Annotated in this window: 18 protein-coding genes; 5 read left to right on the top strand and 13 right to left on the bottom strand. The window is 63.2% G+C overall.

Annotated elements, in window-relative coordinates; translation table 11 throughout:
* Positions 1-87 precede the first annotated feature (87 nt).
* A complete protein-coding gene (locus tag LB515_RS25820) occupies positions 88-960 on the bottom strand; it encodes a helix-turn-helix transcriptional regulator (RefSeq protein ID WP_224709393.1) in 873 nt (290 codons plus the stop codon).
* Between the two features lie 103 nt (positions 961-1,063).
* Between LB515_RS25820 and LB515_RS25815 the strand changes: the two genes are divergently transcribed.
* Both LB515_RS25815 and LB515_RS25810 read left to right on the top strand, forming a co-directional pair.
* Positions 1,064-1,909 carry an SDR family oxidoreductase gene (locus LB515_RS25815; protein ID WP_224709392.1) on the top strand — a complete coding sequence of 282 codons (846 nt, stop codon included), beginning with the start codon at positions 1,064-1,066 and terminating at the stop codon, positions 1,907-1,909.
* A complete protein-coding gene (locus LB515_RS25810) occupies positions 1,906-2,628 on the top strand; it encodes an SDR family oxidoreductase (protein WP_224709391.1) in 723 nt (240 codons plus the stop codon). The genes LB515_RS25815 and LB515_RS25810 overlap by 4 nt, the downstream gene beginning before the upstream one ends.
* A gap of 41 nt (positions 2,629-2,669) precedes the next feature.
* On the opposite strand, the gene LB515_RS25805 is transcribed toward LB515_RS25810, so the two are convergent.
* The 5 genes from LB515_RS25805 to LB515_RS25785 form a co-directional block, all read right to left on the bottom strand.
* Positions 2,670-3,128 (bottom strand): carboxymuconolactone decarboxylase family protein, encoded by a 459-nt coding sequence (locus LB515_RS25805; protein ID WP_224709390.1) that lies wholly within the window; start codon positions 3,126-3,128, stop codon positions 2,670-2,672.
* Between the two features lie 37 nt (positions 3,129-3,165).
* Positions 3,166-3,684, bottom strand: coding sequence for an RrF2 family transcriptional regulator (locus tag LB515_RS25800; protein WP_224709389.1), 519 nt, complete (start codon positions 3,682-3,684; stop codon positions 3,166-3,168).
* Positions 3,685-4,349: 665 nt separating this feature from the next.
* Positions 4,350-5,663, bottom strand: coding sequence for an NAD-dependent dihydropyrimidine dehydrogenase subunit PreA (gene preA, locus LB515_RS25795; protein WP_224709388.1), 1,314 nt, complete (start codon positions 5,661-5,663; stop codon positions 4,350-4,352).
* Positions 5,664-5,665: 2 nt separating this feature from the next.
* On the bottom strand, positions 5,666-7,030 hold the full coding sequence (locus tag LB515_RS25790) for an NAD(P)-dependent oxidoreductase (protein WP_224709387.1): 1,365 nt from the start codon (positions 7,028-7,030) through the stop codon (positions 5,666-5,668).
* A 114-nt stretch (positions 7,031-7,144) separates the two neighbouring features.
* Positions 7,145-7,879 (bottom strand): gamma-glutamylcyclotransferase, encoded by a 735-nt coding sequence (locus LB515_RS25785; protein ID WP_140839601.1) that lies wholly within the window; start codon positions 7,877-7,879, stop codon positions 7,145-7,147.
* A 394-nt stretch (positions 7,880-8,273) separates the two neighbouring features.
* Between LB515_RS25785 and LB515_RS25780 the strand changes: the two genes are divergently transcribed.
* Positions 8,274-9,050 carry a VOC family protein gene (locus LB515_RS25780; RefSeq protein WP_224709386.1) on the top strand — a complete coding sequence of 259 codons (777 nt, stop codon included), beginning with the start codon at positions 8,274-8,276 and terminating at the stop codon, positions 9,048-9,050.
* Positions 9,051-9,076: 26 nt separating this feature from the next.
* On the opposite strand, the gene LB515_RS25775 is transcribed toward LB515_RS25780, so the two are convergent.
* Positions 9,077-9,565 carry a hypothetical protein gene (locus LB515_RS25775; RefSeq protein ID WP_224531879.1) on the bottom strand — a complete coding sequence of 163 codons (489 nt, stop codon included), beginning with the start codon at positions 9,563-9,565 and terminating at the stop codon, positions 9,077-9,079.
* A gap of 196 nt (positions 9,566-9,761) precedes the next feature.
* On the opposite strand from LB515_RS25775, the gene LB515_RS25770 reads away from it, so the two are divergent.
* Entirely contained in the window at positions 9,762-10,154 is a 393-nt protein-coding gene (locus LB515_RS25770; RefSeq protein WP_224709385.1) for a DoxX family protein, read from the top strand.
* Between the two features lie 186 nt (positions 10,155-10,340).
* On the opposite strand, the gene LB515_RS25765 is transcribed toward LB515_RS25770, so the two are convergent.
* Positions 10,341-12,767, bottom strand: a complete 2,427-nt coding sequence (locus LB515_RS25765; protein ID WP_224709384.1) for an FAD-dependent oxidoreductase — start codon at positions 12,765-12,767, stop codon at positions 10,341-10,343.
* 64 nt (positions 12,768-12,831) lie between these two features.
* Positions 12,832-14,370, bottom strand: coding sequence for a trimethylamine methyltransferase family protein (locus tag LB515_RS25760; protein ID WP_224709383.1), 1,539 nt, complete (start codon positions 14,368-14,370; stop codon positions 12,832-12,834).
* 210 nt (positions 14,371-14,580) lie between these two features.
* Here LB515_RS25760 and LB515_RS25755 point away from each other — a divergent pair, with 210 nt between their 5' ends.
* A complete protein-coding gene (locus tag LB515_RS25755) occupies positions 14,581-15,171 on the top strand; it encodes a hypothetical protein (RefSeq protein WP_095768936.1) in 591 nt (196 codons plus the stop codon).
* Positions 15,172-15,536: 365 nt separating this feature from the next.
* Here LB515_RS25755 and LB515_RS25750 read toward each other — a convergent pair whose 3' ends face one another.
* The 4 genes from LB515_RS25750 to LB515_RS25735 form a co-directional block, all read right to left on the bottom strand.
* Entirely contained in the window at positions 15,537-17,870 is a 2,334-nt protein-coding gene (locus tag LB515_RS25750; RefSeq protein WP_224709382.1) for an ABC transporter ATP-binding protein, read from the bottom strand.
* Between the two features lie 50 nt (positions 17,871-17,920).
* On the bottom strand, positions 17,921-19,078 hold the full coding sequence (locus LB515_RS25745; protein ID WP_140839587.1) for an ABC transporter permease: 1,158 nt from the start codon (positions 19,076-19,078) through the stop codon (positions 17,921-17,923).
* Positions 19,079-19,090: 12 nt separating this feature from the next.
* Positions 19,091-20,125 carry an ABC transporter permease gene (locus tag LB515_RS25740; RefSeq protein ID WP_095768933.1) on the bottom strand — a complete coding sequence of 345 codons (1,035 nt, stop codon included), beginning with the start codon at positions 20,123-20,125 and terminating at the stop codon, positions 19,091-19,093.
* A gap of 148 nt (positions 20,126-20,273) precedes the next feature.
* Positions 20,274-21,932: an ABC transporter substrate-binding protein gene (locus LB515_RS25735; protein ID WP_140839585.1), complete on the bottom strand. Its 1,659-nt coding sequence runs from the start codon at positions 21,930-21,932 to the stop codon at positions 20,274-20,276.
* Positions 21,933-22,107: the final 175 nt, after the last annotated feature.

The following is a 22,107-nucleotide window of genomic DNA, read 5'->3' as shown; positions in this document are numbered from 1 at the left end:
CCACGGCAAAAGTAACGGAATGGATCCTCGGGTCTCCGCGTCCGCTTCGCTCCCGCTCCGCCCGTGGATGACGAAGTCGAGGGGACCTCACGCGCTGCGCCGCTCGGTTGGAAGCCCCTCGAGCAGCTTGCGCAGCTTCACCACCGAGTTCTGCTCCGCCAGCGGCGTATAGACGATCAGCCGCATGTCCGAGCCGTCGTCGATCGACAGGCTCATATGCTCGAACGTCATCGCGCCGGCGATCGGATGCCGCAGATGCTTCAGGCCGGAGAGCCGATGCACCACATCGCGCTGCGGCCACCATTCGCGGAACTCGGGGCTTGAGCGCATCATCAACTCGATCAGCCGCTCGAAATCCGGATCGCCGGTGTATTTCGCGCTTTCGGCGCGGAAAGCGGCAAGGGTCGCGCGCGCCAGCTGTTCCCAATCCACCAGCAGATGCCGCCGGTGCGGATCGGTGAAGACGCCGTGGATGATGTTGCGGGCGTCGCCCTCCAGCAGGCCGTAATCGCCGAAAATCGCGACGGCCGCATCGTTCCATGCCAGCACGTCCCAGCGCGGGCCGACGACATAGGCGGGCTGCAGGACCAAGCTCTGCAGCATGTGCAGCAGCGGCCCCTCGACCTTGCCCTGCACGATGCGGCGCCGCTCCGGCTGCTGGCGGCCGGCGAGCGTGAACAGATGCCGCTGCTCGGCGGCGTCGAGCCGCAGCGCCTGGCAGAGAGCCGACAGCACCTCGACCGAAGGCCGTACGTCCCTGCCCTGCTCCAGCCAGGTGTACCAGGTCGTGCCGACGCCGGCGATTATCGCCACTTCCTCACGCCGCAGGCCCGGCGTGCGCCGCCGCGCGCCGCAGGCGATGCCGGCGGTATCAGGCGAAAGCCGCTCGCGACGGGAACGCAGGAAGGCGCCGAGTTCGCGCCGGCGATGATCTTCGGGAGAATGGGCGATGGCATCCATGCGCCTACTATAGCAGTACCGATACCAGGATAAAGTTTGAACTGTTTGCGTCCCGCGCGATGTCCCATCTTTCCATTCAGAGCAGCGCAAGGAGGCTCCGGACATGGAACTCAGGAACAAGACAATTCTCGTCACCGGCTCGACCGATGGCGTCGGCCGCGTGGTCGCCGAGCGGCTCGGCGCCGGCGGCGCCCACGTGCTGGTGCATGGCCGCGACAAAAGCCGCGGCAAGGCGACTGTGGCCGCCATAGAGGCAAAAGGTGGCAAGGCGGAATTCCTCGCCGCCGACCTCGCTTCGCTTGCCGAAGTGCGCCGCCTCGCCGAAGCGGTGCGCGCCAGGACCGATCGGCTCGACGTCCTGATCAACAATGCCGGCGTCGGCACCGGCGGCCAGGCCGCCAGCCGGCAGGTCAGCGCCGACGGCTACGAGTTGCGCTTCGCCGTCAACTATCTCGCCGGCTTCCTGCTGACGTCGGAGTTCTTGCCTTTGCTCAAAGCAAGCGCGCCGGCGCGCATCGTCAATGTCGCCTCGGCCGGCCAGCAGGCGATCGACTTCGACGACGTGATGCTGACGCATGGCTATAGCGGCGTGCGCGCATACTGCCAGAGCAAGCTGGCGCAGATCCTGTTCACAATCGATCTGGCGGAGCAGCTCGACGGCACCGGCATCACGGTCAATGCTTTGCACCCGGCAAGCTACATGGACACAACGATGGTGCGGCAGGCCGGGGTCACGCCATGGAGCTCGGTCGAGACCGGCGCCGACGCCATTCTCAACCTGGCAACATCGCCGGCGCTCGAAGGCCGCAGCGGCCGTTACTTCGACGGCCAGCGGGAGTCGCGCGCCGACGCCCAGGCCTATGACGAGAAAGCCCGCCGCCGGCTGCGCGCGCTTAGCCTCGAACTGATCGGGCAATCTTCCGCAACATCCAGGGAAAAGCACTCATGAGCGAGACCACCGAACACTGCGTCATCGTCGGCGGCTCATCCGGCATCGGCCTTGCCACGGCCAAAAGGCTGGTCAGCCCCACGATGAAAGTGACCATCACCGGCCGCAACGAGGAGAAACTCAAAGGCGCATGGAAGACGCTTGGCGCCACCGTCGGCAAGGCAGCGTTCGATGCCACCAAGCCGGACGAGGTCCGGAATTTCTTCGAGCGCCTCGGGCCGTTCGATCACCTTGTTCTCGCCGCCAGCGGCGGCAAGGGACTGGGACCGTTCGCGACGCTCGACCTCGCCGACATCGGCAGCGGCGTCGATGAAAAGATCCGGCCGCAACTCTCCTGCCTGCAGGCGGCCCTGCCGACCTTGAACAAAGCTGGATCGGTGACTTTCATCTCGGCTGTGTCGGCGCAGATCGCCGCGCCCGGCGTCGCCGGCATCGGCGCCATCAACGGCATGCTGTTGACCGTCGCACCGATCCTGGCCGTCGAGCTGAAGCCGCTGCGCGTCAACGTCGTGGCGCCCGGCGTCATTGACACGCCCTGGTGGGACTTCTTGCCGGACGACCAGCGGCAGGCGGTGTTTGCCGAATATGCCGGCAAGACGCCGGTCGGCCGCATCGGTCGCGCCGAGGACGTCGCCGAAGCGATCGCCTTCCTGGTCTCGAACAGCTTCATGACCGGCCAGGTGCTGACCTGCGACGGAGGCCTGCGCTTTGCTGCGTGAACAGGCGCGCGGATCTCTTATCCGCGCGCCAAGCCGTTCGATCAGGCAGCCTTGGCGGCCGGCATCGGATGAATGGCGTGGAAGGGAATGCACAGCCGGTTCCACGTGTTAATCATGCCGAGCGCGACCGAGAGCTTGACCAGTTCCTCTTCCGAGAAATGCTCGAGCGTGCGGGCGTAGAGCTCGTCCGATACGCCATTGTCGGCGATCAGCGTCACGGCTTCGGTCCATGCAAGGGCGGCTCGTTCGCGCTCTGAAAACAGCGGCGATTCCTTCCAGGCGGCGACGAGATAGAGCCGGGTCTCGGTCTCGCCGTCGCGTCGCGCCTCGCGACTATGCATTTCGACACAATATGAGCAGCCATTGATCTGCGAGGCCCTGAGCTTGATCAGGTGCAGGAGGCTCACTTCCAGCCCGCATTCGTCGACGGCCTTGTTGAGCGCCGATACCGCCTTTATGATTTCCGGCGCCTTGGCAAAGAACTGCAGTCTCGGTTTCATCGTCTTTTTCCTTTCAGGCTTGGGGTGGTTTAGAGGTTCAAATCTGCTTCGGTGAAGCGGATTTCTGGCGCCGCTGGTGACGCTCGACGAAGGCGCAACTCGCCGCATAGGATCGCGGATCGCCTTCGGCCGCGTATTCCGCCACGATGTCGGACAGCTTCACTTCGGCGAGTGCCGCCCGATAGGCGCGCTCGGCCTTGAGCATCGCGGCATTGATGCCGCAAGGCTTCACATAGGCCGAGGTGTCGATCTTGATCGGGCCGCGCTGGCGAATCTCGCCGCAGCGAAAGGCAGGCTCCCTGCCCTCCACTGCAAGCACAATGTCGAGCAGCGTGATGCGCTCGGCCGCCCGCGCCAGCCTGTAGCCGCCCGCCGGCCCTGGCACCGATTCCAGGATGCGCGCTGCCGTGAGCTGGTTCAGATGCTTGAGCAGGTAACTCGGCGACAGACCAAACGCCTCCGCAAGCGCCGCGCCCGGCATGGTGCTGTTGCCATCGACGCTGGCCAGCGTCGCCGCGCAATGGATTGCCGCCTCAACGCCATCGCCGAGCTTCATCGTGCTGATTTCCAAATCATGGATATATTTTATCGTGGATAATTTTTATCTGCAATAGAAAAATGAAGATTGCCCGCAGATTCACAATGACAGAGTGAGGGAGAATTGGCGCTTCGCGGGACTTGGGTTCCTCGCACCCCGTAAAGCGGGGGAGAGGTGGCCCGGCGAAGCCGGGACGGAGAGGGGGACGCCTTCTGTGAGCTCAGAGTCGGTGAAGAATGAGGTGTTAGCAAGATAAACAGGCGGTCAGGAGCCTGGACTAGTTCCCATCCGTCCCGAAGACCCCTCTCCGTCCCAGCTTCACCGGGCCACCTCTCCCCACTTCGTCTACGGCATGCACACGTTTCCAAGCGGCCTGGCCTTTGGCGATAGCGTGCATGGCAGTTTGGCGCATGCATTGTCTTATGTAGCGCTGGTCGACCCCCACTCCGTCTCGGCTTCGCCGAGCCACCTCTCCCCCGATCGACGGGGTAGAGGAAGGCGCCAAGCTTTTTGCCGTCAACGCTCGTCCAGCAACGCTCCCTTCCTTTCCCTCCGGAGGGGGAAAGGTGGCGCTGCGAAGCAGCGACGGGTTTGGGGGAACCACGTCGCAATCAAGGCTCGGCCTGATCAGTCGCGCCAGTCACAGAAGATCTGTGCCCACTACGTGGGGCGAGGAACCAATCCTACTCCGCGGCCACCTTGGCCATCGGATTGTTGGGGTGCGTGGTCCAGTTGGCGTAGACCGGCGACACCGGCAAGCCGGTGCGCTGGTCGAGCACGCCGGCGGCCAGCGGCTGCATGGTGATGCAGCCCTCCACCGGACAGACATTGACGCAAAGGTTGCAGCCGACGCATTCGGCTTCGATCACCTCGAAATGCCTGACACCGTCGACCATGCTGGTGATCGCCTGATGCGAGGTGTCCTCGCAGGCGATGTGGCAGCGGCCGCATTTGATGCAGGCATCCTGGTCGATATGCGCCTTGGCGACATAGTTGAGGTTGAGATACTGCCAGTCGGTGACATTGGGCGTGGCGCGGCCGATGATGTCGGAGAGCGAGGCGTGGCCCTTCTCGTCCATCCAGTTCTCCAGCCCGGCGATCATCTCCTGCACGATCTTGAAGCCATAGGTCATCGCCGCCGTGCAGACCTGCACGTTGCCGGCGCCGAGCGCCATGAATTCGGCGGCGTCGCGCCAGGTGGTGATGCCGCCGATGCCGGAGATCGGCAGACCATGCGTTTCCGGATCACGGGCGATCTCGGCCACCATGTTCATTGCGATCGGCTTCACCGCTGGGCCGCAATAGCCGCCATGCGAGCCCTTGCCGTCGATGGTCGGCTGCGGCGCGAAATTGTCGAGATCGACGCCGGTGATCGAGTTGATGGTGTTGATCAGCGACACCGCATCGGTGCCGCCGGCATGCGCTGCGCGCGCCGGCTTGCGAATGTCGGTGATGTTGGGCGTCAGCTTGGTGATGACCGGCATGCGCGTGAACTGCTTGCACCAGCGCACGACCATCTCGATATATTCCGGCACCTGGCCGACCGCCGAACCCATGCCGCGCTCGCTCATCCCGTGCGGGCAGCCGAAATTGAGCTCGATGCCGTCGGCGCCGGTCTCCTCGACCAGCGGCAGGATCGCCTTCCAGCTCTCCTCCACGCAAGGCACCATGATCGAGGCGATCAGCGCCCGGTCCGGCCAGTTCATCTTCACCTGCTTCATCTCGCGCAGATTGGTCTGCAGGTCGCGGTCGGTGATCAACTCGATATTGTTCAAGCCGAGCAGCCGGCGATCGGCGCCCCAGATCGCGCCATAGCGCGGACCGTTGACGTTGACGACCGGCGGGCCCTCTTCGCCCAGCGTCTTCCACACCACGCCGCCCCAGCCCGCCTTGAAGGCGCGCTCGACATTATAGGCCTTGTCGGTCGGCGGCGCCGAGGCCAGCCAGAACGGATTGGGCGACTTGATGCCTATGAAGGTGTTGCGGATGTCTGCCATGCTCATGCCCTCCCGTTAGAGGCCAGTGCCCGGTGGATGCTCTCGGCCGCGTCGCGCCCTTGCGCCACCGCCGAGACAGTCAAATCGTCGCCGCCGAAGATGCAGTCGCCGCCGGCCCAGACCTTGGCCAGCGAGGTGCGGCCTTCGGCATCGACCTTGATGCGGCCGCCTTCGAGCTCGATCTGTTCCGCGCTGCCGTTGAGATGCGCCGGCACGAAGCTCTGGCCGATCGCCTTGAACACCTGGTCGGCATTGAGCCGCAGCGTCTCGCCGGTGCCGACAAGCTTGTCGCCGCTCATCGCCGTGTATTCGAGCTCGATGGCCGACACCTTGCCGTTCTCGGCAATGACGCGCTTTGGCTGCAGCCAGTGGCGGATGGTGACGCCATTGGCGGCGGCCAGATCCTGCTCGAACTCCGAAGCGTTCATGTGTTCCTGGCCGCGCCGGTAGCAGATCGTCACCTCCTCCGCGCCGAGCAGCTTCGACTGCACCGCGGCGTCGATCGCCGTCATGCCGCCGCCGATGACGACGACACGCCGGCCGACCGGCAGGCTGGAAAGATCGCTCGCCTGGCGCAGTTCGGAGATGAATTCCACCGCGTTGGCGACGCCGTCGGCGTCCTCGCCATCGGCGCGCAGCGCGTTGACGCCGCCAAGCCCCATGCCGAGGAAAACCGCATCATACTTGCGGATCAGGTCGGCAAGCTGGAAGTCGCGGCCGAGCGCCTTGCCGTTCTGGATGTCGATGCCGCCGATCGCGGTGATATAGTCCACTTCCGCCTGGGCGAAATCGTCGACGCTCTTATAGGCGGCGATGCCGTATTCGTTGAGCCCGCCGGCCTTCGGCCGCGCCTCGAGGATGGTTACGTCATGGCCGTGGCGGGCAAGCCGATGCGCCGCCGCCAGCCCCGCCGGGCCGGCGCCGACCACGGCGATGCTCTTCCCGGTCGGCTCGGCGCGCTTGTAGAACTGCTTGCCGTCGCCCATGGCGACGTCGGTGGCATAGCGCTGCAGTCGGCCGATCTGCACCGGCTTGCCTTCGGCGACCTCGCGCACGCAGGCCTCTTCGCACAGCGTCTCGGTCGGGCAGACGCGGGCGCACATGCCGCCGAGAATATTCTGGTCGAAGATCGTCTTGGCCGAACCCAGCGGATTGCCCGTCGCGATCTGCCGAATGAATAGCGGGATGTCGATCGACGTCGGGCACGCGTTCATGCACGGCGCGTCGTAGCAGAAATAGCAGCGATCGGACTCGACCAGCGCCTCGTGATGATCGAGCGGCGGATGCAGGTCGGAAAAATTGTCGGCATATTGCTCGGAAGACAGCCGGCCGCCGGCAATGCCTTCGATGAAATGACCAGTCGCCATTCCAGTTCCCCTTGTTGTCGTTTTGGGGAAGGCTAGCACGTTTTATTTTTTTATCAATTGGTCAATTTTCGGCCAAGCCACTGTATTGTTTGCGCAAAAACATGATGAATGTAGTCATGTTATAGCCGGCTCGGCAACCTTTGCTGTGTCATGGCTTGTGACGCTGTGGCCATGGATGGACCGGATCTCGTCCGCCACCAGTTCCTGCAGCCGCCACAGATTGCGGTCATGGATGCCAAAGGTCTCGAGGTGGCTGACGGTGTTGTAGAGATATTCGGCGCCAGAGCCGACATGGCCGCAGGCGCGTGCCAGTATCTTCGCCACGCTTTCCAGCGGCTGCCCGAGCGAAGTGCCCTTGCCGGTCACGCCGACCCAGAAGCCGAGCGCCCGCAAAGACCCTTGCGCCGTTCTTACCGGAACCCAGCGGACCGAGCTGACGCTTTCGTGGTCGTCGATTTCACGCCGCAGCAATCGCTCGATCTGGGCTGGTTTCTCGCCCTCCGGCAAACGATAGATGACCCCGTCGCAGCGCCCGCCCCGTTCCAGCGCCATCATTAATCCAGGCTGCTCGCGGCTGCCGCGCCAGCGCTTTATGTCGAGGCAGAACGAGCGGTGCCAGCCATGCGCGGCCGCGCGCCTTTGCTCGACCGATTCGAAGGCCGGCTTCCAGATCAGCGAGCCATAGGCGAACACCCACAGCGGACCGTCGTCGGCTTCGCCGGACAGGCGCATAGCAAGCGTCCGGAAATCATCATCGCTTAGCTGTGTCCAGCTGCCATCGGGACCAGGGTCGACCTCGTCGCGATGGCACAAGGCCACGAGCTCAGGCGTGAGTGACATTCGACGCATGAAGACAGCCCCCTCTTTGAGGCCAGCAAAGTCGAAAAGCGCCGGATACGCAAGATCGTGGGCCTAATGCATGTCAGCGAGAAGTGTGCAGCGGTTCTGGGACAACGACATGCATCAACACAAGGACTCAAAGCACGCCGCCTGAATCCGTTTCAGCGCGACGCGATTTAAGCCGCTTGCCGTCCGCAAATTCTGGCCCAGATGTCGGATTCCTGTCGTCAGGATCGTCCTAGGGTGTGTTGAGATTCAGGTCAGGCCGCGCCGAAAACGGCGGTTTTCGTGAGCACCGGAAGCGCAGGAAACCGCCATTTGCAGGCCGGCATCACTTGAACGTCAACATACCTTAGGATGGATCGAACAACGATCGCTGCCTGAACCGGTGAGGAGACCGACCATGCCGAAATCCCCGCAACCTTTCTTCTGGTACGAGTTGATGACCACCGACCTCGACGCCGCCGAGGCTTTCTACACCGCCGTTGTCGGCTGGCGGGCCGTGCCCTTCGACAAGGCGCCCGGCATGCCCCGCTACATCGTCGTGAACTCCGCCATGCGCGGCGTCGGCGGGCTGATGACGATGCCGGAAGAGCCCGCCAAGATGGGCATGCCGCCAGCCTGGATGGGCTACATCTACACCAAGGATGTCGATGCCTCGACGCAAGCGCTCAAGGACGCCGGCGGCGCCGTCCACCGCGCACCGGACGACATTCCGGGCGTCGGCCGCTTCGCGGTCGTTGCGGACCCGCAAGGGGCTTCCTTCATGTTCCTGCAGCCCAATCAGGCCGAGCAGCCGCCGGTGCCGGCGACCACGCCCGGCCATGTCGGTTGGCATGAGCTCTACACATCGGACTGGAAAGCCGCCTTCGATTTCTATTCCAGCCAGTTCGGCTGGGAGAGCGCCGGCCAGTTCGACATGGGCGAGATGGGCATCTACCAGACTTTTGGCGCCGGCGCCGAATCCGGCGGCGGCATCATGAACAAGCCGCCGCAGATCCCGGTTCCCGTCTGGCAGTTCTATTTCAACGTCGACGCCATCGACGCCGCCGCCAAGCGCGTCGCCGACAATGGCGGGAAAGTCATCATGGGTCCGATGGACGTGCCGAGCGGCCAGTGGATCATCCAGTGCCAGGACCCGCAAGGCGCGCATTTCGCGCTGCTGGCACCGGTTCGGTAATAGCACCTCGGCGGGCTGGCGCTGGATCATTCCGGCGTCAGCACCGCCAGCTTCAGATCGGCCTTCTTGGCGCCGCTGAGCTGGACGACGGCCGCTCCGCCCTGGAGCTTGAAACGCACGCTTTTGCGAATGCCCGGGCAGGTCTTCACGCCGCTGAAAGCCGCCGATTTCACGATCTTGCCATCCTGCACGACATCGATCCAGGCCTCGTCGGACAGGCTGAACTGCAGCTCGCCTTCAGGCGGCACGGTCACATTTGCCGTCGCGCCGAAGGTGCCGGCTTTCGGTGCACGGTCAGGCGGCACTTCAAAGCTGACCGTGTCGACAGCCGCGAGCGAGAAATCCACCGCTTGGCCGACCGTCAGGGTGGCGCCGGACTGGGCGGCCGGCGCGGCCGGAAACAGGGCCTGCTCACGTTCAACCGGCCATTTGAAGGCGTCGCAGCCGGTATCCGCGGCTGCGGCGAAGCTGGTGCCTGCAAGGATTGCGAATAGGCTGAGGGCGACTTTTCTCATGGTTAAGGGACCTGCCTGGTTTGATGAGTCACCCCTATTCATACAACCATAAGGATACATATGCAACCATAGAGAGAAGAAATATGGGGATTGAAGTCATTTCCACTCACCGATTGTTGATGGCAGGCCATGGGATGTGAGTGGTCCGTCGCCGGGCGATAACTTAAGGCCCGAGCGGCGTACAATGGAGTTTTAGATGAAGCTTTTCGAAAGCCTTGCCCAGTACCGTCCGCAAGCGTTGGGCGTGTTGCGCATCATGACCGCCTTGCAGTTCATCGAACATGGATCGCAGAAGCTGTTCAACTTCCCGGCCGCTGCCGAGCCACATGCCCTCACCGGGTTGACGACGGCTGCTGGCATTCTCGAATTCGCCGGCGGCATCCTGCTGGCGCTCGGCCTCTTCACCCGCCCGGTCGCTTTTCTCCTGGCCGGCGAAATGGCGATCGCCTATTTCATGGCGCACATGCCGCGCGACTTCTTCCCCGTCAACAACGGCGGCGACGCGGCGATCTCCTTCTGTTTCATCTTCCTCTATCTGATCTTCGCCGGGGCCGGCGCCTTCGCGCTGGATAACCGCCGCAGCGCCTGAAGCATCGAAGGGTGCGCGCCTGGAGGCTTTTTGTTTTGACGCAATTCCGGATCGGAAACCGCTTCGCACTTTTCCTGGAATTGCTCTAGAGCATGATCCCGAAAAGTGGGAACCGGTTTTCGAAAAAGATCATGCTCCAACAAAGAGTTAGAGCAGGATGACGATTCAACGAAACGTCATCCTGCTCTAGCCGCGCATCCGCTCGAAATTGGCGTCGAACAGCGGCGCCGCCTGGATGCGCGCCGCATGGCGCTTGCCGAGGATCTCGATCTCGAAACCGTCCGGTCTGTCGGCGATCTCCTTGGGCACATAGCCCATAGCGACCGACTTCTTCGAGTGATGCGCATAGCCGCCCGAGGTGACCCAGCCTCGCACAACGCCGTCATGCCAGATCGCCTCGTCGCCGATCACATCGGCATCGGTGGCGTCGACGATGAAGCTGCGCAGCCTGAGCTTGCCGCCGTCTTTGCGCTCGGTAAGTGCTGCTTCCTTGCCGATGAAATCAGCCTCCTTGCCATAGGCGACGAAGCGGTCGAGCCCGGCCTCAAGCGGCCCATAGGTCGGCCGGTACTCGCGCGCCCATGAGCCATAGTTCTTCTCGAGCCTCAGCGCATTGAGCGCGCGCGAGCCGAACAGGCCGATGCCTGACGCTTCGCCCGCGGCCAGCAGCGCCTGGTATGCGGCGCGCTGATATTCGGGCGCCACCCAAATCTCGTAGCCGAGATCGCCGGTGTAGCTGACGCGGCCGACCAGGCACGGCGCCATGCCGATATCCATCCGCGCAACCGCCATGAAAGGGAACGCCGCGTTGGAGACATCGGCGCGGGTGACCTTGGCGAGCACTTCCCTGGCCTTCGGTCCGGCGATCGCAAGGCCGGTGAGCTTCTGTCCCAGCGCCTCGATTTGCACCGAGCCGTCCTTCGGCAGATGCGCCTCGAACCAGCGCATGTGGTATTGCTCGGCGATGCCGGAGCCGGCGATGAACCACTCTGCGTCGTCGATATTGGCCAAAGTGAAATCGCCGATCAGTCTGCCATCGTCCTTCAGCATCGGCGCTAGCGTCATGCGGCCGCGCTTTGGCAGCCTGCAGGCAAGCATGCGGTCGAGCCAAGCGGCCGCGCCCTCGCCCGTCACCTTGTATTTGGCGAAGTTCGAGATCTCCGACAGGCCGACGCCGTCGCGCACCGCCGCGACTTCCTTGGCGACATGCTCGAAGTCGGTCGAGCGCCGCCACGAGAACTCGTCCTTGACGCCGTCCGGCGCATACCAGAGCGGCACTTCGAGCCCATAGGACACGCCCCATTGCGCGCCCTTGGCCGACAGCGTGTCATAGACCGGCGTCGTCTTCAGCGGCCGACCGGCCGGCAGTTCCTCATTCGGGAAGCGGATCGAGAAACGGCGCGAATAATTCTCGCGCACCTTGGCGTTGGTGTAGGCCATCGTCGCCCAGTCGCCGTAGCGCGCCACGTCCATCGCCCAGATGTCGGCGCCCGGATCACCCTCGATCATCCAGTTGGAGAGCGCGAGCCCCACGCCGCCGCCCTGGCTGAATCCGGCCATGACGCCGCAGGCGACCCAGAAGCCCGGCAGACCGCGCACCGGGCCGACCAGCGGATTGCCGTCCGGCGCAAAGGTGAAGGGGCCGTTGATGATCTGCTTGATGCCGGTTTTCTGGAAAGCGGGGAAATGGCGGAAGCCGACTTCGAGCGACGGCGCGATGCGGTCGATGTCCTGCTCCAGGAGCTCATGGCCGAAATTCCAGGGTGTCTGGAACTCGGACCAGACCTTGTTGGCCTTCTCGTAAGTGCCCATCAGCATGCCGCCGCGCTCCTGGCGCAGATAGAGCTCACCGTCGAAATCGACCGCGTGTATGATCTCGGTGCCGGTCTTCTTGTTCCAATCGGCGACTTCCGGCATGTCCTCGGTGATCAGATACATGTGCTCCATGGCCAGCACCGGCAGCTCGAGCCCGACCATGCGGCCGACCTCCCGCGCCCACAGCCCGCCGGCATTGACGACATGCTCGGCGATGATATCACCCTTGTTGGTGATGATCCGCCACAGCCCGTCGGGACGGCGCACGATGTCCTCGACCTTGGTGAAGCGCTCGACCTCAGCCCCCAGTTTCCGCGCCGCCTTGGCATAGGCATGCGTCACGCCGGACGGGTCGAGATGGCCGTCCTCCTTGTTGCGCACGGCGCCGACAAACTGGCTGGGATCGATGAGCGGCATCAGTTCCGCCGCTTCCTGGGCCGAGATCACCTCGAGGTCGATGCCGAGATAGCGGCCCTTGGACACCACGCCGCGCAGCCAGTCGAGCCGCGCTTCGGTCGCGGCCAGAAGCACGCCCCCGGTGAGGTGCACGCCGGTGGCCTGCCCCGACAGTTCCTCGATCTCCTTGTAGAGCGAGATCGTGTATTTCTGCAGCTTGGCGACGTTGGGGTCGCCGTTGATGGTGTGCATGCCGCCGGCCGCATGCCAGGTCGAGCCGGACGTCAGCTCGTCGCGCTCCAGAAGCACGACATCGGTCCAGCCATGGCGGGCAAGATGGAACAGCACCGAGCATCCGACGACACCGCCGCCGATGACCACGACCTTTGCATGCGACTTCATGGACTTTTCTCGTTGGTTCAGTGAGTTGAGAGATTGAAATGAATCAGGATGGGAAGCTGTTCCCTCACGGCTCACCCTGCCCGATCGCTTCCTTGCGGCGCGCCATATAGGCTTCGAGCGCCTCGCGCACCGCGGGATCCATGGCCGGCTGGACATATTCCTCCAGCGCCTTCTTCCACAGCCGCGTCGCGCGCGCCGTCGTGTCGAGCGCACCCGCCTCCTGCCAGGCCTCGTAATTCTGCCAGTTGGAAAGCATCGGCTGGTAGAAGGCGGTGGCGTAGCGCTCCAGCGTGTGCGGTTCGCCGAAGAAATGGCCGCCGGTCGGCACCGCGCCCAGCGCCTCGACCGCAAGCTCCGCCTCGTCGACCACGATCGGCCGCAGGAACTCCATCATGTGCTGGATCATCTCGACATCGATGATGAGCTTTTCGAACGACGCCGTCAGCCCGCCTTCCTGCCAGCCGGCGGCGTGGTAGACGAGATTGCCGTGGCCGAGCACCGCGCCCCATAGCGCCATCATCGTCTCGTAGGCGCCCTGCGCATCGGCGGCATTGGAGGCCGAGCCAGGCGTCGTGCGGTAAGGCAATTTGTAACGCCGCGCCAACTGCCCGGAAGCGATGTTGGCCTTGGTGTTCTCCGGCGTGCCGAAGGCGGGCGCGCCCGATTTCATGTCGACATTGGAGGTGAAGGCGCCATACATCACCGGCGCGCCCGGACGCACGAGTTGCGTCAGTACGATGCCGAACAGCGCCTCGGCGTTCTGCTGCGCCAGCGCGCCGGCCAATGTCACCGGGCTCATTGCCCCCATCAGCGTGAACGGCGTCACCGCCACCGACTGGCCGTATTCGGCCATCGTCATCAGCCCTTCGGCCATCATCTCGTCGAAGCGGCGCGGCGAGTTGACCGAAATGATGGTGGTGACGCCGGGGTCCTCTCCCATCTGCTCAAGCGTCAGCCCGCGCGCGATCGCCATCATCTCGATGCCGTCCAGCGCCCTGCCCCGCCCGATCGCCGAGACATGGAAGCATTTGTCGGTCAGCGTCAGATTGGCGAAATAGGTATCCATATGCCTGGTGTTCGCCGGCAGCTCGACCGGGGCGCAGACCTGGTTGCCCAGCATGTGGATGCAGTTGAAATGCTGCGCCAGCCGGACGAGGTCCGAGTAGTCGGCGAGGTTGCCGGCGCGGCGGCCGCGTTCCATGTCATGCACATTGGGCGGCCCGGCGACGAGCGTGAAGTTGATGGTGCTGCCGCCAAGATGGATGGCGTGGTCTGGGTTTCGGGGCGTCAGCGTATAGGCCGAGCGCGTCGACTTCAGCGCCTCCTCGACCATGCCGCGATCGATGCGCACATTCATCGAGCCGTGGTCGACTTTGGCGCCGGCGCGCTCGAACAGCGACAGGGCGCGTGCGCTCATCACCTCGATGCCGAAATTCTCCAATATGTGCATCGATGCCTGGTGGATGGCTTCGATCTGCTCGGCCGACAGCAGCGCCATCGGCGGATAGGGATTCTCCACCCGCCGCGCCGGCAGTTGCGGGATGGCGGCTGGTCCCCGGTTGCTGGTGCGCTCGGCGCCGCGCTTGCGTCTTGGTTCGCTCATGCGCGCATCAGAGCGCCGGCATCGCATGCGAGCTGTCAGGAATTCGCCATTTGCCGGCGTGATTTTAGCCAAGGCGGCATTTTTCAAAATCGAGGAAAAGAATAGCGACACGAGTAGTCGTTATATCGATACTTAGCTTTTCGCGCTTCCCACCCCTCGTTAAGAAAGCGCGCAACACTCCTTTTATGATTTCGGCCTATTCGTCTTCCAATGCGTAGGTCGAGTTTTAGTAAAATTGTCGCTGTCTCCGTGCTGCTGGCGCTTTCGGCCTGCGCGACGGCGCCCAGTCACATCAACAATGTCTGCGCCGTCTTCGACCAGAATGACGGCTGGTTCGACAACTGGCAGTCCGCCGCCGAACGGACCGAGCGGAAATACGGCGTTCCCGTCCCCGTGCTGATGGCGACGGTGCGCAAGGAATCCGGCTTCAAGAGCAATGCCCGCCCGCCGCGCACCAAGCTGCTCGGCTTCATCCCGTGGACGCATGTCTCGAGCGCCACCGGCTACTCGCAGGCGCTCGACGGCACATGGTCGCAATATCAAAGCGAGACCGGCAACTGGGCGGCGCGCCGTACGCGCTTTGCCGACGCCATCGATTTCGTCGGCTGGTACCACTCAAAGACGGCCGACACGTTCGGCGTCGCCCGCAACGACACCTACAATCTCTATCTGGCCTATTATCTCGGCTGGACCGCCTATGGCCGCGGCAACCGCGGCGATGGCGGCGTTCAAAACTACGCGCGCGCCACCGACCAGATGGCGCGCGATTACGCCGCGCAGATGCGGCAGTGCGGCAACTAGTTCCTCAACACGGTGATTTTGAAAGATTGAAGGCTTGTCGGGCAAGGCTATCAACGCAAACGCTGGCGATGAGCTGAAGGCTCCTGAACCTCGTCATTCTAGGGCGGAGCAAGGAGCGTAGCGACGCGCGCAGACCCTAGAATCCATTCCGTTACCTAGACCGAGGTGTGCAACGGTGCAGAATTTCTGCCGCCGCGGCGCTTCCATGTCACGGCATGGATCCTCGGGTCTGCGCGCGTCGCTACGCTCCTTGCTCCGCCCGTGGATGACGATCGCGATAGGCGTCTCGGCCAATCGCCAAGGCATGGGCTTTGCCAACGCACACATAACCAACCCGTCAAAACTTCTATGTTAAGGAACCGGGTCTAGTGCCGCCTTGTCGTGTCCTTCGGCCTTGAGACACCGGTTTCCGAATCCTCGTCGCGCACTTCGTGGCGACGGGCTTTGAGCACCTCGTCGTTCTCCTCGACGCCCTTTCCGATCGCATCGGCCTCCGCGCTGGCGTTTTTGCCGTCGGGACGCTGCGGCGGCAAACCGGCAAAGCCTGGCCCCTCGCCGTGCGGCGCATCATCCGGCACGCCTTCACGCGCGGCATGTTCCCTGTCGAACTTGATGACCGGTTCCATCTTGGCCAGGACATCGTCCGAGAGCCAGCACAGGCTCATATGGCCGTTGCCGAGATTCTTCACCGGCGGCACCTTCGTCTCGCACAGATTGTCGGGCACCAGCCTCTTGTAGCCGCAGCGCGTCTGGAACGGGCAGCCGGTCGGCGGGTTCATCGCCGACGGGATGTCGCCTTCCAGCACGATGTGCTTCTTGACCACGCTGGTGTCGGCGATCGGGATAGCCGACAGCAGCGCCTCTGTATAGGGATGGTAAGGCGGCGAGAATATCTGATCGGTCGTGCCTTGCTCGACGATGTAGCCGAGATACATGACGACGACGCGGTCGGCGATGTAGCGCACCACCGACAGATCGTGGCTGATGAACAGCATCGTCGTCTTGTTCTTGCGCTGGATGTCCATCAACAGCTCGGTCACCGCCGCCTGCACCGAGACGTCGAGCGCCGAGACCGGCTCGTCGGCCACCACCACCTTGGCGTCGCCGGCAAAGGCGCGCGCGACGCCGATACGCTGCTTCTGCCCGCCCGACAACTGGCGCGGCTTGCGCGTTTCGAAGGCGCGCGGCAGCTTCACCAGGTCGAGCAGTTCCAGCATCCGCTGGCGCCGCTCGGCGACTGTCCTGCCGACTTTGAACTTCTCCAGCGTGCGGATGATCTGCGAGCCGACCGTGTGGCTGGGGTTCAGCGTGTCGAACGGATTCTGGAACACCATCTGGATCGAAGACACCGTCTCGACATTGCGGCGCTCGATGCCGGTCGACTGGATCTCCTTGTTGCCCAGCGTCACGGTGCCGGAGCTTGCGGTCTCGAGGCCCAACAACACCTTGGCGAGCGTCGACTTGCCGCAGCCGGATTCGCCGACAATCGCCACCGTCTCGGATTCGCGCGCGGTGAACGAGATCGTCTCGTTGGCCTTGACGACGCGGCCTTCGCTGGAGCCGAACACCTCGCTGCCGCCGACCTTGTAGTATTTCTTGAGATCGTCGATCTTGAGCACCGGCGCGCCGGGCTCGACCTTTTCGTTAACCTTCTTGGCACCGGGCGGCAGCGCCTCCCAGTCGATCTCGTTGAACCGCACGCAGCGCGAGAAATGGCCCTCATGGCCCTCGACCGGGATCATCGGGATTTCCGCGGCGTTGCAGACGCCCTCGACGAAATGGTGGCAGCGCGGCCCGAAATTGCAGCCCTTCGGCCGCTCATGCGGCAGCGGCAACTGTCCAGGAATGGAGATCAGCGGCCGCGAGTTCTTGTCCGCGCCAGGCAGCGGGATCGAGCGGAACAGCCCTTGCGTGTAGGGATGGCGCATCCGGTCGAACACGTCCTCGATCTTGCCGGTCTCGACCGCTTCGCCGGAATACATCACCGTGATCTTGTCGCAGGTCTCGAGGATGAGGCCGAGATTGTGCGACACGAAGATCATCGAGGTGCCGAACTTCTCGCCCAGACCTTTGACCAGCTCGACGATGCCGGCCTCGACGGTGACGTCGAGCGCGGTCGTCGGCTCGTCGAGCAACAAGAGCGCCGGCTTGGAAAGCAGCGCCATGGCGATGACGATGCGCTGCTGTTGGCCGCCGGACAGCTGGTGCGGATAGGAGCGCATCATGCGCTCCGGGTCGGGCAGCTTCACCGCCCGCACCATCTCCAGGGCGCGGTTGTAGGCCTCTTCCTTCGACACCTTGTCGTGGATCAGCGGCACTTCCATCAGCTGCTGGCCGATCTTCATCGCCGGATTGAGGCTCGCCATCGGCTCCTGGTAGATCATGGCTATCTTGTTGCCGCGGATCGAGCGCAGCTCATCTTCGGAGAGCTCGCCCATGTCCTTGCCCTGGAACTTGATCTTTCCGCCGACGATCTTCCCGATGTTGGAGAGGTCGCGCATTATCCCGAGCGACACGGTCGACTTGCCGCAGCCGGACTCGCCCACGATGCCCATCGCCTCGCCGGGCATGACCGTGCAGGAAAAATCCATCACGGCCGGGATCTCGCCCTTGCGGGTGAAGAAGGAGATCGAGAGGTTCTCGATCTCGATGATCGGCTGACTGGTCGCCTTGGCTGGATCTCGAACTGCCTCGTTCATGGGTCGCTCCAATCCTTGGTCCTTGGAAGATGGGGCCGAAAACCCCGCCATCAATCTTTCATCGACTGTTCACGCAGCGAATCCGCCAACAGATTCAGTCCCAGCACGAACGACATCAGCGCGATGGTCGGCGGCAGCGCCGGGTGGATGAAGGACCGCAAGAGGCGGCTGGCGTCCTTGATCGCTGTGCCCCAATCGGGGCTTTCCGGCGCCAGGCCCAGGCCGAAATAGCCAAGCGTTCCGAGCAGGATCGTCGTGTAGCCGATGCGCAGGCAGGCATCGACGATCAGCGGACCCCGCGCATTGGGCAGGATCTCCCACAGCATGATGTACCAGGGCGATTCACCGCGCGTCTGCGCCGCCGCCACATAGTCGCGCGTCTTGATGTCCATGGTCAGCCCGCGCACGATGCGGAACACGCCCGGGCTGGAGGCGAACACCACCGCCACGAAGATGTTGAGCTGGTTGGGATCGATATGGACGATGCGCAGCGGATCCTTGTCGAAGACGAGGCCCGTATAGATCCAGCCGCCTAGGACCAGCGTGATGCCGAGCAGGATATAGAGCCGGTCCGGCCGGTTCTTGTAGCGAGTCCAGAACAGCACGCAGAAGAAGATGATCGGGAACAGGAAGAACAGCCCCGCCATCCCATAGGGGATCGGCGTGTCCATGATGCCCGGCGTCACCAGTAGGTAGAACAAGAGGATGACCGGGAAGGCCAGCACCAGATTGGCAAGGAACGACAAGAGCGTGTCGATCTTGCCGCCATAATAACCAGCCGGCAGGCCGAGCGTGATGCCGACCATCAGCGCGAAGCCGGTGGCGGCCGGCGCGATGATCAGCACGATCTGGCTGCCATAGACCATCCGCGAGAACACGTCGCGGGCGAGCTTGTCGCCGCCGAAATAATAGACGAGCTTCGACGCCGGCTCGATCGCCCCGGGCAGCGTGTCCTTCATCACCGAGACCTGCGCCAGCGGATCGAAGGGCGAGATGGTGGAGGCGAAGATCGCCGTGAACAGCCAGAACAGGCAGATGAAGACGCCGGCAATGCCGACGCCGCTGTCGAAGAGCTGGCCGTAGAGCCCGAGCCGCTTCTTGTAGGTAAAGCTGGCGCCCATCACTAGGATGAGCCCGACCCACACCGGCCAGAACCGCCAGAGCACGCCGATAACCACGTTGAAGGCGCTGATATATTCGGTTTGCATCGGCCCCTGCCTCTACTGAACCCTGATACGCGGATTGAGAAACGCGTAGCCGACGTCGGAAATCAGCTGCGTGATCAGCACGATGAACACCGAGACCAGCGAGCAGCCGAGCAGCAGGTCGATGTCGTTGTTGCCGGCGGCCTCGACCAGCGTGTAGCCGAAACCCTGGTAGCGGAACATCACCTCGACGATGACGACGCCGGTGAGCAGCCACGGGAACTGCAGCATGATGACGGTGAAGGGCGCAATCAGCGCGTTGCGCAACGCATGCTTGATGACCACGCTGCTGAAGGACAGGCCCTTCAGCCGGGCGGTGCGGATATATTGCTGCGTCATCACCTCGACCATCGAGGCGCGTGTCATGCGCGCGATATAGCCGATGCCGTAGATCGCCAGCGTGATCACCGGCAGCGTGAAATTGTAGAAGGTGATGCCCTGGCTGGCGGACGCCGCCGAGCCGTTCAGCCAGCCGAGCCAGGATGCGAAGATGACGGTGAAGATGACGCCCGACACATATTCGGGCGTCGCCGTCGAGGCGATCGAGGCCACCGACAGCACGCGGTCGGTGCGCGAGCCCTCGCGCATGCCTGCAAGAATGCCGATCAGCAGCGAGATCGGCACCATCACCGCCAGCACCCAGAACATCAGCAATCCGGTGGCGCCGAGGGCCGGGAACAGCTTGGCCGCGACCGTCGTCTTGAACTTGGTCGAGCAGCCGAAATCGCCCTGCAGGACGCCGGAGAATTGCGGCTCGGCCGGGTCGTTGCAGAACGAGAAGCGTTGCGTCGTCTTGCCGGTCGCCGGATCGGTGATCGGATGCTTCGGCAGGACACCCAGCCACTGGCCGTAGCGCACGAAGAAGTTCTGCCGGTAGCCATGATTGACCAGCCAGCTTTCGAGCTGGTCGGCTGGCGTATGCATCTCGGTCTGGCTGATCGCCAGTTTCTTCAGGTTGGGCTCGAGATTGACGAGAAAGAAGACGACCAGCGTCAGGCACAGCATCGTGAGCAGTATCGTGCCGATGCGTCTGGCGATGAATGAGAACATGTGCCCCCCTGCCGGCCGGGTTGGGGTCAGATACGTTCAACCCTGTTTCGAAAAGCGGATGACGCCCCGCCGCCGCTGCAGGATATGCAACGGCGACGAAGCTGCAAATACGAGGGGCCGCGGCCCCTCGTATCCATCGCGCTATGGATCATGCCTGCTCGAGCCAGACCTTGCCGAAGTCGTGCTCGTAGGTGGGGTGCATCGAGTGGTTCTTCACCTCGGGCTTGATGTTGATGTAGAGCTTGCGCCAGTAAGGCTGGATGATGATGCCGGAATCTTGCAGGGTCTGCTCGATATCCTTCATCACAACCTTGCGCTTCTCCGCATCGGCGATGCCGAGCGCCTCGTTCACCTTCTTGTCGAAGTCCGGATTGGCGTAGGCCGTCTCGTTCCAAGCTTCACCGGTGCGGTAAGCGATGGCGATCACCTGGATGCCCAGCGGGCGCATGTTCCAGTTGGTTTCCGAGAACGGATACTTCGTCCAGTCGTTCCAGAAGGTCGAGCTCGGCAGCACGGTGCGCTTCACCTTGATGCCGGCTTCGCGCAGTTGGGCGGCGATCGCGTCCGTGGTGTTCTTGTGGTAGTCCTCGTCGTTGCTGATCAGCTCGTGCTCGAAATCGATCGCGCCGGCCTCCGTCAGCATCTGCTTGGCCTTGGCGATGTCGCGCTTGACCTCCGGCAGCTTGACGTATTCCGGATGGATCGGCGCGACGTGGTGGTTTTCGGCCGGCGTGCCGGCATTGCCGTAGCCGAGCTGCAGCACGGTGGCGTTGTCGACGGCAAGCAACATCGCCTGACGAACCTTCTGGTCGTCATAGGGCTTGTGGGTAATGTTGAAGCGCGACACCACGGTGGCAGCCGTTACGACTTCCGAGACCGGAGCGCCGACGTCGGCGATGATCTTGATGTAGTCGGCGGTCGTTTCGTGGTTGGTCTGGACTTCGCCCGACTCGAAGGCCGAGACGGTCGCGGCCGGATCGGTGCCGTAATCGATGAACTCGACGCCGTCGAGGAAGGCCTCGCCCTGCCACCACTTGCCGGTCTCGCGGCGCTTGTAGACCACCTTCTGGCCGACGTCGTAGGAGACGAGCTCGAACGGACCGGTGCCGATCGGGCAGCTCTTGAAGTTGGCGCCCTTCTCGTCGAAGGTCTTGTGCACGACCAGCGCCGGATAGTCGCAAAGGTTCGGGATGATGGCGATGTCGGGCTTGGTCAGCTTGAGCTTGACGGTCATGTCGTCGACCTTGACGACGGAGCCTTCGCGCAGCTTTTTGGTCGTGTCGTCGACGAGGCTGCCGAGGCGGCCAGGCATGGAGTTGCCTTCCGCGCCCTTATCCGCCCAGCGCGTGAAATTGTAGATCACGTCGTCGGCCGTGAACTTGTCGCCGTTGTTCCATTCGACGCCCGGCCGCACATGCAGCGTGTATTCGGTGGCGTCGTCGTTGATGTCCCAGCTCGCCAGCAGATACGGCGCGAAGGTATATTCCTTCGTGTATTTCACCAACGGCTCGAGCGCCTGGCGCTCGGCATTGGAGATTTCGGACCAGTCGGCGGTGCGCGGATCCTTCGGATCCTTGATCGACATCGCGACCTTGAGCACGCCGCCCTTCTTGCCCTGCACGTCCTCGGCCCGGGCCGGGGTCGGCGCGGCGAGGCCGAGCATGCCATAGGCCATTGCCGTCGATGCGCCGAAGACGCTGGCCATAGCCAGGAATTCGCGGCGGTCCACGCCGCCCGATTTGGCTTCTTCAGCCATTTTCAGGATGTGATCGGGAACACGATCACCATTGCTCTTATAGATTGCCATGACTTACTCCCATTGTTGGCTTTCCGCCTTTTAACATTCCGCATCCAGACCGTGATGTCAAAACACGGTGTGGAGTAGGAACATGCCAGGGAATGTGCATCTTTGGCTACAACCCGGTTCGCGCGTTAGCGACAGTCTTGACGCAAATTTGTTATCGCGAGGCGGATTTCCCAAA

The sequence above is a fragment of the Mesorhizobium sp. CA15 genome (assembly GCF_020165215.1).
Lineage (GTDB): Bacteria > Pseudomonadota > Alphaproteobacteria > Rhizobiales > Rhizobiaceae > Mesorhizobium.
Note: the sequence above shows the minus strand (reverse complement) of the source record. Positions and strands in the feature narration are given on the sequence as shown.